This window comes from Mesorhizobium sp. M7A.F.Ce.TU.012.03.2.1 (assembly GCF_004006095.1).
Classification (GTDB): Bacteria; Pseudomonadota; Alphaproteobacteria; order Rhizobiales; family Rhizobiaceae; genus Mesorhizobium.
The window spans coordinates 5,926,209-5,941,125 of sequence record NZ_CP034779.1; the positions used below are offsets into that span (position 1 = coordinate 5,926,209).

At 63.0% G+C, this 14,917-nt stretch carries 18 protein-coding genes; 8 read left to right on the forward strand and 10 right to left on the reverse strand.

Annotated features, from left to right (window positions below):
- Nucleotide 1: 1 nt before the first annotated feature.
- Nucleotides 2–1,000 carry a transporter gene (locus EJ079_RS29515; protein ID WP_127810875.1) on the forward strand — a complete coding sequence of 333 codons (999 nt, stop codon included), beginning with the start codon at nt 2–4 and terminating at the stop codon, nt 998–1,000.
- 17 nt (nt 1,001–1,017) lie between these two features.
- Here the strand turns inward: EJ079_RS29515 and EJ079_RS29520 are convergent, their stop codons facing one another.
- The 8 genes from EJ079_RS29520 to cysS form a co-directional block, all read right to left on the reverse strand.
- Nucleotides 1,018–1,704, reverse strand: a complete 687-nt coding sequence (locus EJ079_RS29520; protein ID WP_127810876.1) for a glutathione S-transferase family protein — start codon at nt 1,702–1,704, stop codon at nt 1,018–1,020.
- Nucleotides 1,705–1,713: 9 nt separating this feature from the next.
- Nucleotides 1,714–2,643 carry an EamA family transporter RarD gene (rarD, locus tag EJ079_RS29525; protein WP_127271670.1) on the reverse strand — a complete coding sequence of 310 codons (930 nt, stop codon included), beginning with the start codon at nt 2,641–2,643 and terminating at the stop codon, nt 1,714–1,716.
- A gap of 83 nt (nt 2,644–2,726) precedes the next feature.
- Nucleotides 2,727–4,349, reverse strand: a complete 1,623-nt coding sequence (cimA, locus tag EJ079_RS29530; RefSeq protein WP_174800330.1) for a citramalate synthase — start codon at nt 4,347–4,349, stop codon at nt 2,727–2,729.
- Nucleotides 4,346–5,302 carry a prolyl aminopeptidase gene (gene pip, locus EJ079_RS29535; RefSeq protein ID WP_127268544.1) on the reverse strand — a complete coding sequence of 319 codons (957 nt, stop codon included), beginning with the start codon at nt 5,300–5,302 and terminating at the stop codon, nt 4,346–4,348. The genes cimA and pip overlap by 4 nt, the downstream gene beginning before the upstream one ends.
- The gene (locus EJ079_RS29540) at nt 5,299–5,775 is read right to left on the reverse strand and encodes a GFA family protein (RefSeq protein WP_027038010.1); all 477 of its coding nucleotides are present in this window, start codon (nt 5,773–5,775) and stop codon (nt 5,299–5,301) included. Before EJ079_RS29540 ends, pip begins: the two co-directional genes overlap by 4 nt.
- Nucleotides 5,772–6,263 carry a GFA family protein gene (locus EJ079_RS29545; protein ID WP_127268543.1) on the reverse strand — a complete coding sequence of 164 codons (492 nt, stop codon included), beginning with the start codon at nt 6,261–6,263 and terminating at the stop codon, nt 5,772–5,774. Before EJ079_RS29545 ends, EJ079_RS29540 begins: the two co-directional genes overlap by 4 nt.
- 6 nt (nt 6,264–6,269) lie before the next feature.
- The gene (locus EJ079_RS29550) at nt 6,270–6,656 is read right to left on the reverse strand and encodes a VOC family protein (RefSeq protein WP_127268542.1); all 387 of its coding nucleotides are present in this window, start codon (nt 6,654–6,656) and stop codon (nt 6,270–6,272) included.
- Nucleotides 6,653–8,089 carry a cysteine--tRNA ligase gene (gene cysS, locus EJ079_RS29555; RefSeq protein WP_127810878.1) on the reverse strand — a complete coding sequence of 479 codons (1,437 nt, stop codon included), beginning with the start codon at nt 8,087–8,089 and terminating at the stop codon, nt 6,653–6,655. Before cysS ends, EJ079_RS29550 begins: the two co-directional genes overlap by 4 nt.
- Before the next feature lie 391 nt (nt 8,090–8,480).
- Between cysS and EJ079_RS29560 the strand changes: the two genes are divergently transcribed.
- Entirely contained in the window at nt 8,481–8,636 is a 156-nt protein-coding gene (locus tag EJ079_RS29560) for a hypothetical protein (RefSeq protein ID WP_081738801.1), read from the forward strand.
- 71 nt (nt 8,637–8,707) lie between these two features.
- Here EJ079_RS29560 and EJ079_RS29565 read toward each other — a convergent pair whose 3' ends face one another.
- Nucleotides 8,708–9,469: an SOS response-associated peptidase gene (locus EJ079_RS29565; RefSeq protein ID WP_127398806.1), complete on the reverse strand. Its 762-nt coding sequence runs from the start codon at nt 9,467–9,469 to the stop codon at nt 8,708–8,710.
- A 129-nt stretch (nt 9,470–9,598) separates the two neighbouring features.
- Between EJ079_RS29565 and EJ079_RS29570 the strand changes: the two genes are divergently transcribed.
- The 4 genes from EJ079_RS29570 (at nt 9,599) to EJ079_RS29585 (ending at nt 11,967) form a co-directional block, all read left to right on the forward strand.
- Nucleotides 9,599–10,033 carry an NUDIX hydrolase gene (locus tag EJ079_RS29570; protein ID WP_127398805.1) on the forward strand — a complete coding sequence of 145 codons (435 nt, stop codon included), beginning with the start codon at nt 9,599–9,601 and terminating at the stop codon, nt 10,031–10,033.
- 83 nt (nt 10,034–10,116) lie between these two features.
- Nucleotides 10,117–10,494, forward strand: a complete 378-nt coding sequence (locus EJ079_RS29575) for a TIGR02301 family protein (RefSeq protein WP_127270900.1) — start codon at nt 10,117–10,119, stop codon at nt 10,492–10,494.
- A 356-nt stretch (nt 10,495–10,850) separates the two neighbouring features.
- Entirely contained in the window at nt 10,851–11,108 is a 258-nt protein-coding gene (locus EJ079_RS29580; protein ID WP_008874920.1) for a hypothetical protein, read from the forward strand.
- A 70-nt stretch (nt 11,109–11,178) separates the two neighbouring features.
- Nucleotides 11,179–11,967: a hypothetical protein gene (locus EJ079_RS29585; protein ID WP_164873872.1), complete on the forward strand. Its 789-nt coding sequence runs from the start codon at nt 11,179–11,181 to the stop codon at nt 11,965–11,967.
- A 35-nt stretch (nt 11,968–12,002) separates the two neighbouring features.
- Here the strand turns inward: EJ079_RS29585 and EJ079_RS29590 are convergent, their stop codons facing one another.
- Nucleotides 12,003–13,334 carry a dihydroorotase gene (locus EJ079_RS29590; protein ID WP_164873873.1) on the reverse strand — a complete coding sequence of 444 codons (1,332 nt, stop codon included), beginning with the start codon at nt 13,332–13,334 and terminating at the stop codon, nt 12,003–12,005.
- 75 nt (nt 13,335–13,409) lie between these two features.
- Between EJ079_RS29590 and EJ079_RS29595 the strand changes: the two genes are divergently transcribed.
- Both EJ079_RS29595 and EJ079_RS29600 read left to right on the forward strand, forming a co-directional pair.
- Nucleotides 13,410–14,270 carry a folate-binding protein YgfZ gene (locus EJ079_RS29595; RefSeq protein WP_127810880.1) on the forward strand — a complete coding sequence of 287 codons (861 nt, stop codon included), beginning with the start codon at nt 13,410–13,412 and terminating at the stop codon, nt 14,268–14,270.
- Entirely contained in the window at nt 14,270–14,905 is a 636-nt protein-coding gene (locus tag EJ079_RS29600; RefSeq protein ID WP_127397530.1) for an HD family hydrolase, read from the forward strand. Before EJ079_RS29595 ends, EJ079_RS29600 begins: the two co-directional genes overlap by 1 nt.
- The last annotated feature ends 12 nt before the right edge of the window (nt 14,906–14,917 follow it).

Genomic DNA, 14,917 nt, shown 5'->3' on the forward strand with positions numbered 1-14,917 from the left:
CATGGATATCACTCTCGCCCCGGAAGGCACAGACCTGTCGCCCTACCTGCCCGACGAGCACGGATTGTTCTTCATCTATCATTTCACCGCTGAGGGCGTGCGAACCAAGGACGCCGCCGCCGCGCACTGGACATGGCGCAGCTACCAGCTTTCCGACATGCGGGCCCGCCATGAGATCGGCGCCGACCAGGCTTTGCCGGCACCTGTGCGCGAAGCTTTCCTGTCCGCCAGCCATGGCTGCCATATCGACCTCGAGGACGACTGGCTCTATGGCGATCTGCCGGACCTGCGCCATGACTATTCGGCGGAAGCGGGCGGGCTTGGCCATTTCCGCTTCGCGCTCAACGACACGATGCTGGTCGGCGCCCGCAAGCAACCGCTGCAGTCGGTCGACAACATCCGCAAGGCGATCGAGAATGGATCGCGCAAGTTCCGCTCGCCGGCCGAGTTGATCGAGGCGGTTGTCGGCCAGTCTTTTGACGGCATGGTGGCTGAACTTGCGGCACTCGGCGACAGCCTCGACGGGATCGAGGATCGCATCGTCTGCGACGCATGGCACAATGAACGGCGATCCCTCGTCGACGCGCGCCGGCATCTGGTGGTGATCCACAGGCAGATGGCGACGTTGACCAATCTGTTTCGCCATCTCGACCACTCGCACCGTAACGACCTGCCCGACAGCATCAACGACATGGCCGCGCGTCTTTCACACAGGGCGCAGACGCTGCACTATGATGGCGAACAATTGCAGGCACGCGCCCGGCTGTTGCAGGACGAGCTTATGGCCAAGCTGACGACGCAGTCGAACCGGCTGCTGTACGTACTGTCGGTGATGACGGCGGTGCTGTTGCCGATGACCATTATCTCGGGCCTGTTCGGCATGAATGTCGGCGGCCTGCCGCTGGTCGACACGCCAATGGGCTTCTGGGTGGTGACGGCGGTAGCGATGGTGATCGCGGGCGCGACCTATCTCTTTGTCAGGCGGCTCGGACAGATGTAACGCCCGCCCGGCGACTTTCACGCCGAGGCGCGAAGATCCTCGATGACGGTGCCGGCGGCGGCGGCTTCCGCTTCGTGGTCGGGCTCGCGCCAGGTCTCGGCCAAGCCAGCCGCATACCATTCGCGCATCGCCGGCAGGGCAAGCAATTGCGCCGGATAAGCCGCAGCCGCACCCTCGAAGGAGAGCCCATAGGACTGGGCGCGGAACGCCACCGGGGCAAAGAAAGCGTCGACGGCGGTAAAATGAGCGCCGGCCAGAAACGGCCCGCCGAAACGGGCAAGGCCATCGTTCCAGAGATCGCCGAGGCGAAAGATGTCCTGCTTCAGCGCATCGGACATCGGGAATGGCTTTACGCGCACGCCGCAACTCATCGGGCATGCCCCGCGCAATGCGGTGAAGCTCGAATGCATCTCGGCGGCGGCCGAGCGTGCCCAGGCGCGCGCCTTGACCTCGACAGGCCACACGCCATGGTGGCGTTCGGCCAGATATTCGACGATGGCCAGCGAATCCCAGACCGCCCAGCCATCGTCGATCAGGCACGGCACGCGGCCGCTCGGCGAGAAGGGCCGGTACAGATCCCAACTCGATGCGGTCGGGAATGGCGTCAGCCGTTCCTCGAACGGGATGTTCAGCTCTCGCATCAACACCCAAGGCCGCAGCGACCATGAGGAATAATTCTTGTTGGCGATATGCAGCAGGTACATAGGGGATCCTTACCTTGCAGCCGGCACCGCCGGCCGGATCTCGCGGCCACGGAACATCGACCAGGAATACATCGCGAGCGCTGTCCAGATCAGGCCAAAGGCAATCGCCTGGGTGGTGCCGAAAGGCTCGTCGAAGATCAGCACGGCGATCAGAAACACAATGGTCGGCGCGATGTACTGCATGATGCCGATGGTGGACAGCCGCAGCAGCCTCGCGCCGAACGCAAACAGCAGCAGCGGGATCGATGTGACCGGACCGCAGCCGATCAGCAATGCCGTATCGGTGCCACTGCTGGATAAGATGTGGTCCTGTTCGGTCGCGATGAGATAGACGATGTAGCCAAGCGCCGGCACCGACAGCAGAAGGACTTCGAGCAAAAATCCCTGGCTCGGTCCGATCGGCAGCGTCTTGCGGAAGAAGGCGTAGGCGGCGAAGGAAAACGCCAGCGCCAGCGACACCCAGGGCAGCTTGCCGCCCTCGACGGTCAGCACGGCGACCGCGACGGCCGCCAGCACCACCGCGGCGATCTGCAGCCGGTCGAGCCGCTCGCCAAGCAGCAGCGCGCCGACGACGACGTTGACCAGTGGATTGATGTAGTAGCCGAGCGCGGTTTCGACGGTGCGGTCGACAGCGATCGCCCAGACATAGATGCCCCAGTTGACCGAGATCAGCGCCGCCGTCAGCGCGGCCATGGCGATGGTGCGCGGCGAGCGCAGTGCCGCCTTGAAATCCGCCATGCGGCCGGCCCAGATCAGAACGGCGGCGGCGATCGGCACCGACCATACGATGCGATGGGCAATGACTTCGGCGAGCGGCAGATGAGCGACCGCCTTCATGTAGAAGGGCAGCAATCCCCACAGCAGATAGGCGCCGAGCGCCAGCAGAAAGCCGCGCCGGGCCTTGGAATCCGCGTCCAGGGTAATTGCTTCAGTGGCCATGGGCCAACGCTATGGCCCAGTCACCTTGGCAAGACCATCGCAAAGTTCTGATGGATCAATGGACTTTCGCTGATGGTTCAACCCTATTCGGCGGCCACCAGTCCGGCCATCTCGCGGTTCTTCATCAGCTTGTAGACGATGGAATCCATCAGCGCCTGGAACGAGGCGTCGATGATGTTTTCGGAAACGCCGACCGTCCACCAGCGCGCGCCGGTGCCGTCATGCGATTCGATCAGAACGCGGGTGATCGCCTCGGTGCCGCCATTGAGGATACGCACCTTGAAGTCGGCCAGCTCCATGTCGGCGATCTCGCCCTGAAATTTGCCGAGGTCCTTGCGCAGCGCGATGTCGAGTGCGTTGACCGGCCCATGCCCCTCGGCCACCGACATCTTCTCCTCGCCGTCGACCACCACCTTGACGATCGCTTCGGAGACCGTCTTCAGCTGGCCGTTGGCGTCGAAGCGGCGCTCGACCATGCAGCGGAACGAGGTGACGTTGAAGAACTCCGGCAGGCCGTGCAGCATCTTGCGTGCCAGGAGCTCGAAGCTGGCATCGGCGCCCTCATAGGCGTAGCCCTCGGCCTCGCGCTCCTTGACCACTGATATCAGCGCGTCGAGCCGGTGATCGTCCTTCGGCACCTCGATGCCGCGCCGCCTCAGCTCGGCGAGGAAATTGGCCTTGCCGCCCTGGTCCGAAACCATGACGCGGCGGCGGTTACCGACCGTTTCCGGGGGTACATGCTCATAGGTCGCCGGCTCCTTGGCCAGCGCGGAGGCATGGATGCCTGCCTTGGTGGCGAAAGCAGAGGCCCCGACATAGGGCGCCTGTGCCTCTGGCGCTCGGTTCAGGAGTTCGTCGAAGGCGCGGGACAGGCGCGAAATGCCGGTCAGCGCCTCAGCCGAAATACCGGTGTCGAAACGATCGGCGAAGGCCGGTTTTAACGCCAGCGTCGGTACGATCGAGATCAAATTGGCGTTGCCGCAGCGCTCGCCGATGCCATTGAGTGTGCCCTGGATCTGGCGCACGCCGGCCTCGACAGCGGCGAGGGAATTGGCCACGGCCTGGCCGGTGTCGTCATGGGCATGGATGCCGAGATGATCGCCTGAAATACCTGATAAAATAACCTTCTCGACGATGGCGCGGACTTCCGAGGGCTGCGTGCCTCCATTGGTGTCACACAGCACCACCCAGCGCGCGCCGGCATCATAGGCGGTCCTGGCGCAGGCCAGCGCATAATCGGGATTGGCCTTGAAGCCGTCGAAAAAATGCTCGCAGTCGACCAACGCCTCCTTGCCGGCGGCGATCGCCGCCTCGACGGAGGCCTTGATGGCGTCGAGGTTCTCCTCATTGGTGCAGCCGAGCGCGACACGGACATGGTAGTCCCAACTCTTGGCGACGAAGCAGATGGCATCCGACTTGGATTGCACGAGCGAAGCAAGGCCGGGATCGTTGGAAGCCGACACCCCAGCCCGTTTGGTCATGCCGAAGGCGACGAATTTGGCGCGCGACGTACGTTTCTCCTGGAAGAAGGCGGTGTCGGTCGGATTGGCGCCGGGATAGCCACCTTCGACATAGTCGAGGCCAAAAGCATCGAGCAGTTTCGCGATGGCGATCTTGTCCTCGACGGAAAAGTCGATGCCAGGGGTCTGCTGGCCATCGCGCAATGTGGTGTCGAAGAGATAGAGGCGCTCGCGGGTCATGGTCATTTGCCTGCAAACTTGTCCGTCGCGCGGATCAGCCGATCCAAAATCCCCGGCTCCGAATAAGCATGACCGGCGCCCTCGATCAGGTGGAAATCCGCCTTTGGCCAGGCCTTGTGCAGCGCCCAGGCATAATGCGCCGGGCACGGCATGTCGTAGCGGCCATGGACGATGGTGCCGGGAATGTCAGCCAGCTTGTGCGCGTCGCGCAGCAACTGCCCTTCCTCCAGCCAGCCGGCATGGACGAAATAGTGATTCTCGATGCGGGCAAAGGCGATGGCATAGTCGTCCTGCCCAAATGGTCCGCTGGTCTCCGGCTCGGGCAAAAGCGTGATCGTTTCGCCTTCCCACAGGCTCCAGGCGCGGGCCGCCTCGATCTGCGCCTTGCGATCCGTGCCGACCAGCCGCTTGCGGTAGGCAGCCATCATGTCGCCGCGCTCGGCCTCCGGGATCGGCGCCAGGAAGCGCTCCCATTTGTCCGGGAACATTTCCGAGACGCCGAATTGATAGTACCATTCGAGTTCGGCTCGCGTCAGCGTGTAGATGCCGCGTACCACCAACTCACTGACGCGTTCGGGGTGCGTCTCGGCATAGGCGAGCGCCAGCGTCGACCCCCAGGAGCCGCCGAACACCAGCCATTTGTCGAAGCCGGCCATTTCGCGCAGGCGTTCGATGTCGGCGACCAGGTGCCAGGTCGTATTGGTTTCGAGCGAGGCGTTGGGCGTCGATTTTCCGCAGCCGCGCTGGTCGAACAGGATGACATCGTAGAGCTTCGGGTCGAACAGCCGCCGGTGTTTTGGCGAAATGGTGCCGCCCGGCCCGCCATGCAGGAACACCGCCGGCTTGGCGCCCCTCGTGCCCGAACGCTCCCAGTAGACCTGATGGCCGTCGCCGACATCCAGCATGCCGGAATCGAACGCCTCGATCTCGGGATAAAGCGTACGCAATTGACTGCTCATAGCTGCAAACCTTTGGTCGGCCAGTCCGCTGTTTCATGGTCTGGGTGCTGGAAGGAGATGATGGATTCCTGCCTGTTGTAATAATCAGGATCCTGGTGGACGGGCTGATCGAAGATCGTCTCCACCCAGGGCAGCCGCGCGGCGTAGTTGACCTGGATCTGCGGGGCAAGATCGGAGCGGTCGTCGAAGGCACCGATAGCGATCTCGAGTCCGCCGGGCTGTCGGTAGGTCAGCGGCGTCCCGCAGCGGGCGCAGAAACCGCGATCAATGTTGACCGACGACTGGAAATAGCTCGGCTCTTCATGGGTCCATTCGACGCCGTCCCTGGGCACCGTGACCAGTGCACCGAAGAACGAGCCGAACTGCTTCTGGCACATGCGGCAATGGCAGATCGATGGACGGCCGAGCGCTCCATGAATGCGGAAACGCACGGCGCCACACTGGCAGCCGCCGGTTCTTACCTGATCGGTCATGATCTTTCCTTTGGCGGCCATTGTTCGGTGTCGTGGTCCGGATGCTGATAGGAGACGAGATCCGCCAGATAAGAGGCCGACGACACGTCGGCCATCGTCTCCTCGCCCGGCAATTGCGGGATCGTATCGACGTAAGGCAGCTTTGCCTCGGTGCCCCATTGGATCAGCGGCACGATCTCCGCCGGATTGTCGAACGCGCCGATGGCGAGGCCAACGCCGTCCGGCGCGGTGAAGGTCAGCGGCGTGCCGCAATCCGCGCAAAAACCGCGATCGACATGGTTGGAGGAGCGGAAGTATTTCGGCTCGCCGCGCGTCCAGTCGAGCCGGGCGCCACGCACCGAAACCAGCGGCGCATAGAACGAGCCGAACGCCTTCTGGCACATGCGGCAATGGCAGACCGAAGCGTCGCCGAGCGCGCCTTCAACGCGAAAGCGCACCGCGCCGCACTGGCAGCCGCCGGTGTAGACCGGCCGGTTGTCGAGGCTCATCACCGCTCACTCCGGGACATGGCAGACGGCCTCGACATTGTTGCCATCGGGATCGAAGACGAAGGCGCCATAGTAGCTCGGGTGATAATGCGGCCGCAGGCCTGGCCCGCCATTGTCCTTGCCACCGGCGGCAAGGGCTGCGGCATGGAAGGCATCGACCTCGGCGCGGCTGCGCGCGGTGAAGGCGACGTGCTGGTGATCCCTGGGCTTGTCCTTGCCGGTACTCAGCCAGAACACCGGCCGGTCACGGCCATAGCCGCCGACCTTGGCACCCCCGGTATATTCCAGCGGCACCATGTAAAGCAGCGCCGCACCAAGCGGGGCCATCGCCTTGTCATAGAAAGCCTTCGAAGCGTCGAAATCGGCAACGGTGATGCCGAGATGGTCGATCATCTTTTTACCTCCCAGGTGGTGATGCGCTCGCCAGTGACCGGATCCTTACCGTCCTTCAACTGTACACCTTGAGCCAGCAGTTCGTCGCGGATGCGGTCGGCCTCGGCCCAGTTCTTGGCGGCGATGAATGCGAGACGCTTGGCGATTGCCTTGGCGACGTGGTCTTCATCAACCGTCGCCGACGCGACATCGAAGCCGAGGAACAGCAGCGACGCCTTCAGCGCAGCCGCCGCATCGTTGCCGTCCGCTGCCTCGCCAGCCAATTGCGTCAAGACCTGGAAGGCGGCATAGGTTGCGAGATCGTCCGACAAGGCATCGATGACCTGCACGGGCAGCAGTCCTGCGGCGGCCGGCGCAAGGTCGGCGGCCCGCTTCCATTTGCGCAGCGTGTTCTCGGCCTCTTCCAGCTTGCGCACGGAAAAGTCGATCGGTTCGCGATAGTGCGTCATCAGCATCGCCAGCCGCAGCACCTCGCCCGGCCATTTGCGGCCGCCAAACGTCTCGGTCTCGAGCAGTTCGTTGATCGAATAGAAATTGCCGACGCTTTTCGACATTTTCTGACCTTCGACCTGGAGGAAGCCGTTGTGCATCCAGATGTTGGCCATCACGTCCGTGCCATGGGCGCAGCGCGACTGGGCGATCTCGTTCTCATGGTGCGGGAAGATCAGGTCGAGGCCGCCGCCATGGATGTCGAACACCTCGCCGAGATAGGCGGCCGACATTGCCGAGCATTCGATGTGCCAGCCCGGCCGACCCCTGCCCCATGGCGAATTCCAGCCAGGCTCCTCCGGCGACGACAGCTTCCACAGCACAAAATCGCCGGGATTTTTCTTGTGCGCGTCGACGGCGATGCGAGCACCGGCCTGTTGCTCGTCGAGATTGCGCTTCGACAGCTGGCCGTAGTCCGGCATCGACGCGGTGTCGAACAGGACTTCGCCCGCGGCAACATAGGCATGGCCGCGTTCGATCAGGCTTTGAATCAAGGTGATCATGTCGACTTTGCCGTCGGCGCGGGGCTCGACGAATTCGGTGGCGCGCGGCTCGACCGTCGGCTCCAGGCAGCCGAGAACCGCCACGTCCCGATGGAACTGATCGGCGGTCTTTTCGGTGACCCGCCTGATCGCCTCGTTGAGCGAAAGTGTTCCGGAAGCGATCTCGCCGCCGAAGTCGCGCAGAGCGCGCGCGTTGATCTTGTCGTCGACGTCGGTGATGTTGCGCACATAGGTGACGTGCGCCTGCCCATAGACGTGACGCAGCAAGCGGAAAAGCACGTCAAAGACGATCACCGGCCTGGCATTGCCGATATGGGCAAAGTCGTAGACGGTCGGGCCGCAGACATACATGCGCACATTGTCTGGATCGATCGGGACGAAATCCTCTTTCGTCCGCGTCAGCGTGTTGTAGAGGCGCAGGCCCTGCGATGCGTCGGACATTCGTGCCTTCCCGGTTCAGAACTCAATTTGACGAAGCCAGCCCTGCGCGAAACGCAAATCAGGCTCCAGCCTGCTGGCCGGGGCGTTTGTCCAATCTGGGGAAAGATGAGGCGAAAACGTCCGGACCAGCGCGAGGCTAGCCAATAATGCAAATGCCACAAATGGCGAAAGACGTTTTCATGGGCGGCTTTATCGCCTTGGCATGTGTTGCCGTCAAGTCGCAAGTTTCGGCAAAAACGTCGCTGGATCACAGGTAATGATGCACTGAAACATTTTATTAAACATGTCGGCACAGTCATGAAACATTCGCCGGCTAGATCAGCAGGCGTCACGATTTGGTCAGAATCGGCCATCAAACGCAGACACGAAAATGTTACCTGGGAAGAGAGACATGCCCCGAACCAAGCAGGAAGCCAACCGAGCCAAGCAGCCGGCACTGGCCAACCACTATCGCGCGATCGGCCCGGCCGCGATCGTCGCCGCCCTCCTTCACACCGCGAAGAAGAAAAAGCCGGTACAGAAGATCGTGTCGCCCCGCGCCGCCTGAAGTGGTGTGCGGCCCGGCGCCAAGGGCGCCCGGCAAATGGCGCAGACATACGCCGCTGAAGAACAGTTCAGCTAGAACAACGTCATCTGATTGTCGTCCGCGCCGGGCTTCTGGCGCTTGACCTTTTCGGGCTCCGGCCCGATCTCGCCCCGCTCCTGAACCTCCGGTCCGGTGTTGGCGACCTTGTTGACCAGGCCGGAGACGGGAATGGCCTCGAAGAAATCGAGTTGAGCCGGCCGCAACAGATCGGCGACATCACGCGGTTCGAGCGTGCGGCAATCCAGCCAACGGGCGAAATCCCTGGGGTCGATCACCACAGGCATGCGGTCGTGGATATGCGCGATATCGGCATTGGCGTTGATGGTCAGAATGGCGCCGGTATCCATTTCCGAACCGCCCGGCTCGGCATAGGTCTCGACCAGGCCGGCAAAGGCGACCAACCCGCCATGCCTGGGCCGGATCCAGTAAGGCTGGCCTTTCTTGCCGCCGGTTTGCCGCCATTCATAAAAGCCGGAGGCCGGCACCAAGGCGCGGCGATGGCGCATGGCGGCCTTGAACGACGCCTTTTCGGTAGCCCCTTCGGAGCGCGCGTTGAACAGCAGCGGAAACTCGCGTGTGTCCTTCACCCAGGTCGGGATCAGCCCCCAGCGCACCAGCATTGGTTGCCGGTCCGGCAGATTCGAGCCCGGCGCCCGCGGGGGGCCGGCGACCGCCATCAGGATCGGCTGGGTTGGTGCGATGTTGTAGCGCGCCGGGAAATCCTCCAGTTCCGCCAAGCCTAGCAAGGCGGCAGTCTGGTCCGGCGTCGCGGTCAAGGCAAAACGTCCGCACATGGTCGATTGGCGCCCTTTGAAAGGTTCGGTTCCTGAAGGTGCCGGTGCAACCGGCATTGCGCAACCGCTAAAGCTTGCCCATGCTGGGCGGTCCACAACAGACCTGCCTACACGCCTGATCGGGAACCCATGAACGAAGCGCGCAAGACACTTCCGGCAGTCTCGGTCGCCGTCGTGCGTGCAGACACCCTGCTTCTGGTCAAGCGAGCCCGGCAACCCTCGCAAGGGCTCTATGCCTTTCCGGGCGGCAAGGTCGAACCCGGCGAGACGCTGGAGGCAGCGGCAGAGCGCGAACTTCAGGAAGAAACCGGTTTGCGCGCCACAAATTATCGCCCGCTGCGGGAAATCCACATTGACGGCAGGGATGACAGCCACCCGGTCGATTACCTCCTCACGGTCTTCGGCGCGGCCTATGCCGGCGGCGAGGCGGTAGCCAGCGACGACGCAGAGACGGCGGCCTTCTATACACTCAGCGAGATGGCGGCATTGCCGCTCGCCGGCTCGGTGTTCGCTGTGGCCGAGGAGTTGTTGGACCCCCGCGGAGACGACGGGCCGAAGCCCTGAAAACAGCCTTGCAGGCGACAAATTGTTTCGCCACAAAGACTTATCCTGTTTGGCAGAGCCACGCCGTTGGGTAGAGAAGGCTTATGAACCGTCCGTCCATGCTCCTCGCCGCGTGTCTTGCGGTCGTCGCGACCGTTTCGATACGGCCCGCGCTCAGCGCCGAATCGCCGTTCGAGCCTGGGTTGATGCGGCTGGCGGAGGTTCTGGGCTCGCTGCATTTCCTCCGCAATCTGTGCGGCGAGAAGGGCGACCAGTGGCGTGTCGAAATGACAAAACTGCTCGATTCGGAAAATCCGGACGCCGAGCGGCGCGCCCGCTTCATTGCCAGCTTCAATCGCGGCTACCGCTCCTTCGGCGGCACCTATACGAGGTGTACGTCCTCGGCGACCGAAGCCATCAGCCGCTACATGAAGGAAGGCGAGACGCTGTCTCGCGATATCGCCTCGCGTTACGGCAACTAGGCACTCGCTCATCAACAACTATCCGGATCATTGCTGGGCATTAGCCGATATATCGGCTTGTGCCGGGCGATCTCTTGGTGCAATCCTCATGTTGCACTTCTGCAACAGTATTAACGAAACCTTACCGCACGAAAGCGGAATTAACTCAAACTGAAGGTTTTCGCCCCGCAGGCCGCCCCAATCGGCTAAGTTTGACTCGGACTGAACGCAGCTTCGCACAAGGCAATTGGGCTTTGTAAAAGACGATCAAAAAAATGTCGTATTTACAAATACTTAATTGTCCCTGCGTGTGAAATGAACAGATCAGGCCTGATCCACATCGACGGATCGCAGCTTGAAAGGGTGGACATTCGCTTATGGAACATGGTGTCAACGACATCGACGCGCTGGTCAGGGAAGAAAAACGCCTGACCGCCGTGGAAAGCCACAGCGAGGCCTGGGCGGAAGGTCTCTCCGCCGGGATAGAGCCCGAGATCATTGCCGAAGCAGCGCTCGAAACAGCCTTCGGCGAGATGTTGCGTGCCAATGGCGAGACCTCGGCCCTTGCCCTGCTCGACCGTATGCGTGAAAAGGTGATTGCTGGCGCCTTCGAACCTGAACGGCTGCGGCACTGAACCGACGTCCGGTTCTTTGACGGCAACATGCCGCTCGGGCGTCATGCCCGGAAGCAGGGAGAAACGGGCAGTGAGTTTTTCGATGTCAGGCAAGCCGTATGGCTTGGTCCTTCGCATCTCCTTCGCCGCTTGCTGTGCCGCGATTCCCCTGCTTGTGTGTCTCGCGAGCAGCCCCGTGTATGCACTGAGCGAAATCAAGCGCGAAGAGCTCCCCCCGACAGTCACGCCGCCGGCCGACGACGACATGTCGCCCTCCGGAAGCGCCGTGCCGATGCCCAATCCGGTCGGAACACCGCCGCCGGCCAGCCAGCCGACTGCTCCTGCCGAAGCCGAGCCGGACAGTCCGGCGGATGGCGGCGTGACCAGACCGCGTGTCGATCCGGAAACGCCGGTGCCTGAGGTCGTCTACGATCTCGGCAAGCTGCCGGAACCGGTGCGGCGCATGCACGATCTGATCGTCGAAGCCTGCAAGGGCGGCGATATCGAAAAGCTGCGGCCGTTGATCGGCACGGGCGAGAGCATGACACAGATATCGCTGACCGACATAGACGGCGACGCCATCGCCTTCCTCAAGGGCCTCTCCGGCGACCCAGACGGTCAGGAGATTCTGGCCATCCTGGAGGAGGTGCTTAATGCCGGCTACGTCCACCTCGATGCCGGCACGCCACAAGAACTCTATGTGTGGCCGTATTTCTTCGCCCTGCCGCTGGACAAGCTGGACGCCAAGCAGCGGGTCGAGCTGTTCAAGATCGTCACCGCTGGCGATTTCAACGACATGAAGCAGTTCGGCGCTTATATTTTCTACCGTGTCGGCATCACGCCTGCCGGACAGTGGTCGTTCTTCGTCGCCGGGGATTGAGCTTTCTGCCTCTGCCCTTGCAGAGATCCGGGAGCCTAGACGGGCAATGCCTCGGAAAACTCCACCGCTTTGCCCTGGCCTGGCGTGACGATTTCCCCCTCCCACATGACACGTCGGCCTCGAATGACGGTGCCGACCGGCCAACCCGTCACTTCCCTGCCATCATAAGGCGTCCAGCCGGCTTTCGAGCCGGCCTGCGCATTGGTGATCATCTCGCGCCGCATCATGTCGACGATGGTGAAGTCGGCGTCATAGCCGGCGGCGATGCGGCCTTTCCTGGCCATGCCGAAGATCCGCTGCGGGCCATGACTGGACAGGTCGACGAAGCGCTGCAAGGTTAGCCGGCCGGCATTGACGTGGTCGAGCATGATCGGCACCAGCGTCTGCACGCCGGTCATTCCCGACGGAGAGGCCGGATACGGCTTGGCCTTCTCGGCCAGCGTGTGCGGCGCATGGTCGGAGCCGAGCACGTCGACAATGCCTTGCGCAATGCCGTGCCAGACGCCGTCGCGATGGCGGGCGGCGCGCACCGGCGGGTTCATCTGGATCAGCGTGCCGAGCCGCGCATAGTCGTCGGCGCTGAGCGTCAAATGATGCGGCGTCGCCTCGCAGGTCGCGACATCCTTGTGCTGTTCGAGGAGCAAAATCTCCTCGGCGGTCGAGATGTGCAGGACATGAATGCGGGCGCGAACGCTGCGCGCGATGCGTACAAGCCGTTCGGTACAGCGCAAGGCGGCGATCTCGTCACGCCAGACAGGGTGCGATGCCGGGTCGCCCTCGATGCGCTCGCCAAGCCGCTCGCGCAGCCGGAATTCGTCTTCCGAATGAAAGGCGGCACGGCGGCGCGTGTTTCTCAGGATCGAGGCGACACCTTCGTCGTCCTCGACCAGCAGGTCGCCGGTGGACGAGCCCATGAAAACCTTGATCCCGGCCGCGCCCGGCAACCGCTCAAGCTCGCCGACATCCCCAGCGTTTTCGCGGGTGCCGCCGACCCAGAAGGCAAAATCGCAATGCATGCGATCCGTGCCGCGCCGAACCTTGTCGGCAAGCGCTGCCTCGCTGGTGGTCAAAGGATTGGTGTTGGGCATCTCGAACACGGCGGTGACGCCGCCAAGCACGGCCGCGCGCGAACCCGTTTCCAAATCTTCCTTGTGCTCCGATCCCGGCTCACGAAAGTGCACCTGGCTGTCGATGACGCCCGGCAGGATATGCAGGCCGCGGCAATCGATCGTCTCGCCCGCCGAGGCCTGGCGGAGATCGCCGATGGCGGCGATGCGCGCGCCCTTCACGCCGATGTCGCGTCTCCCTTCGCCGTCGTGGTTGACCACGGTGCCGCCTGTCAGGATGAGGTCGTAGATCATGGCCATGCTCTCTTGCGGGGGGAGTGCCAGCGGCTTACGTAAAGGCCGACCGTTTTGCAAGATCAGGTTGCTTTTCCGCCCATGCCCTTTGCCCAGCTCAAAGACCGCGCCCTCGTTTCCGTATCAGGTCCGGATGCCGAGCATTTTTTGCAGAACATCCTGACCACCGATCTCGACATCCTGGCTCCCGGCGAAGCCAAGCCCGGTGCGCTGCTGACGCCGCAAGGCAAGATCCTGTTCGATTTCCTGATCTCGCGCACCGGCGAGAATGCATTCCGGCTCGAATGCCGAGCCGACATATCGGACGATTTCATACGCCGGCTGACGCTCTACAAACTGCGCGCCAAGGTCGAGATTGCCAAATCCGATCAGGCATTTGTCACCGTTGCATGGGGACATGAATCAACACCCTCGCAATCCGATTCAACGGCGGCCGCCGACACGCGCTTTCCGAAGGGTGCCGTCACGCGTTCCTATGGCGAAACAGATGAGCGCAGCGATCTTGCCGCGTGGCAAGCCTTCCGCATTGCCGGCGGCATTGCCGAAAGCGGCAGCGACTACCAACTCGGAGACGCCTTTCCCCACGACGTGCTGCTGGACGAAACCGGTGGCGTCGGCTTCAAGAAGGGCTGCTATGTCGGCCAGGAGGTCGTCTCGCGCATGCAGCATCGCGGCACCGCCAGGCGACGCGTTCTGATCGTGTCAGCCGACCGGCCCCTGCCCGCGCCCGGCTCCGAACTGACCGTCGAAGGCAGGCCGGTTGGCACGCTCGGCTCGACCGCCGGCACGATCGGTCTGGCGATTGCGCGCATCGACCGGATCAAGGCGGCGCTCGACGCCGACCTGCCGATCATGGCGGCGAACATTCCGGTTACACTAGCCATTCCCCGCTGGGCAAAATTCGCCTTCCCGCAGGAAGCCGTCAGCGCGGAGGAGGCCTGATGGCGGCCGACCGCGTCGGCGCGCCGGCACGCGCCTGGCAGCGCATGCTGTCGGGCCGCCGGCTCGACCTGCTCGACCCCTCGCCGCTCGACATCGAAATTTCAGACATTGCGCACGGGCTCGCCCGCGTTGCCCGCTGGAACGGCCAGACCAGTGGCGAGCATGCTTTTTCGGTTGCCCAGCACTCGCTGCTGGTCGAAGCGCTGTTCCGCGACCTGGTACCCGAGGCTTCGGCCGACGCCCGGCTGGCGGCTCTTCTGCACGACGCCCCCGAATATGTCATCGGCGACATGATCTCACCGTTCAAATCGGTGATGGGCGGCAGCTACAAGGATTGTGAGTTGCGGCTGCAGCGCGCCATCCATCTGCGCTTCTCGCTGCCGCAGGAGCCAAGTGCTGCGCTGCGCAAGGAGATCAAGCGCGCCGACCAGATCGCCGCCTATTTCGAGGCAACGCTGCTCGCCGGCTTTTCGACCGCCGAGGCGACCGAGTTCTTCGGCCGTCCGCGCGGCTTCAATGCCGACCGCTTCGATTTCACGCCACGCTCGGTGACCTGGGCGCAGAACGCGTTTCTGAAACGGTTTTCGGCGATCGAGATGTCGCGGCATCAGGTTTCGGCGACCGCAATCGTCTAAAGCGCGTCGCGC

Excerpts from the sequence above, each read along its gene's own strand:
- EJ079_RS29515 (WP_127810875.1), top strand. The coding sequence starts at position 2 with ATGGATATCACTCTCGCCCCGGAAGGCACAGACCTGTCGCCCTACCTG.
- EJ079_RS29520 (WP_127810876.1), bottom strand. The coding sequence starts at position 1,704 with ATGTACCTGCTGCATATCGCCAACAAGAATTATTCCTCATGGTCGCTG.
- rarD (WP_127271670.1), bottom strand. The coding sequence starts at position 2,643 with ATGGCCACTGAAGCAATTACCCTGGACGCGGATTCCAAGGCCCGGCGC.
- cimA (WP_174800330.1), bottom strand. The coding sequence starts at position 4,349 with ATGACCATGACCCGCGAGCGCCTCTATCTCTTCGACACCACATTGCGC.
- pip (WP_127268544.1), bottom strand. The coding sequence starts at position 5,302 with ATGAGCAGTCAATTGCGTACGCTTTATCCCGAGATCGAGGCGTTCGAT.
- EJ079_RS29540 (WP_027038010.1), bottom strand. The coding sequence starts at position 5,775 with ATGACCGATCAGGTAAGAACCGGCGGCTGCCAGTGTGGCGCCGTGCGT.
- EJ079_RS29545 (WP_127268543.1), bottom strand. The coding sequence starts at position 6,263 with ATGAGCCTCGACAACCGGCCGGTCTACACCGGCGGCTGCCAGTGCGGC.
- EJ079_RS29550 (WP_127268542.1), bottom strand. The coding sequence starts at position 6,656 with ATGATCGACCATCTCGGCATCACCGTTGCCGATTTCGACGCTTCGAAG.
- cysS (WP_127810878.1), bottom strand. The coding sequence starts at position 8,089 with ATGTCCGACGCATCGCAGGGCCTGCGCCTCTACAACACGCTGACGCGG.
- EJ079_RS29560 (WP_081738801.1), top strand. The coding sequence starts at position 8,481 with ATGCCCCGAACCAAGCAGGAAGCCAACCGAGCCAAGCAGCCGGCACTG.
- EJ079_RS29565 (WP_127398806.1), bottom strand. The coding sequence starts at position 9,469 with ATGTGCGGACGTTTTGCCTTGACCGCGACGCCGGACCAGACTGCCGCC.
- EJ079_RS29570 (WP_127398805.1), top strand. The coding sequence starts at position 9,599 with ATGAACGAAGCGCGCAAGACACTTCCGGCAGTCTCGGTCGCCGTCGTG.
- EJ079_RS29575 (WP_127270900.1), top strand. The coding sequence starts at position 10,117 with ATGAACCGTCCGTCCATGCTCCTCGCCGCGTGTCTTGCGGTCGTCGCG.
- EJ079_RS29580 (WP_008874920.1), top strand. The coding sequence starts at position 10,851 with ATGGAACATGGTGTCAACGACATCGACGCGCTGGTCAGGGAAGAAAAA.
- EJ079_RS29590 (WP_164873873.1), bottom strand. The coding sequence starts at position 13,334 with ATGGCCATGATCTACGACCTCATCCTGACAGGCGGCACCGTGGTCAAC.
- EJ079_RS29595 (WP_127810880.1), top strand. The coding sequence starts at position 13,410 with ATGCCCTTTGCCCAGCTCAAAGACCGCGCCCTCGTTTCCGTATCAGGT.
- EJ079_RS29600 (WP_127397530.1), top strand. The coding sequence starts at position 14,270 with ATGGCGGCCGACCGCGTCGGCGCGCCGGCACGCGCCTGGCAGCGCATG.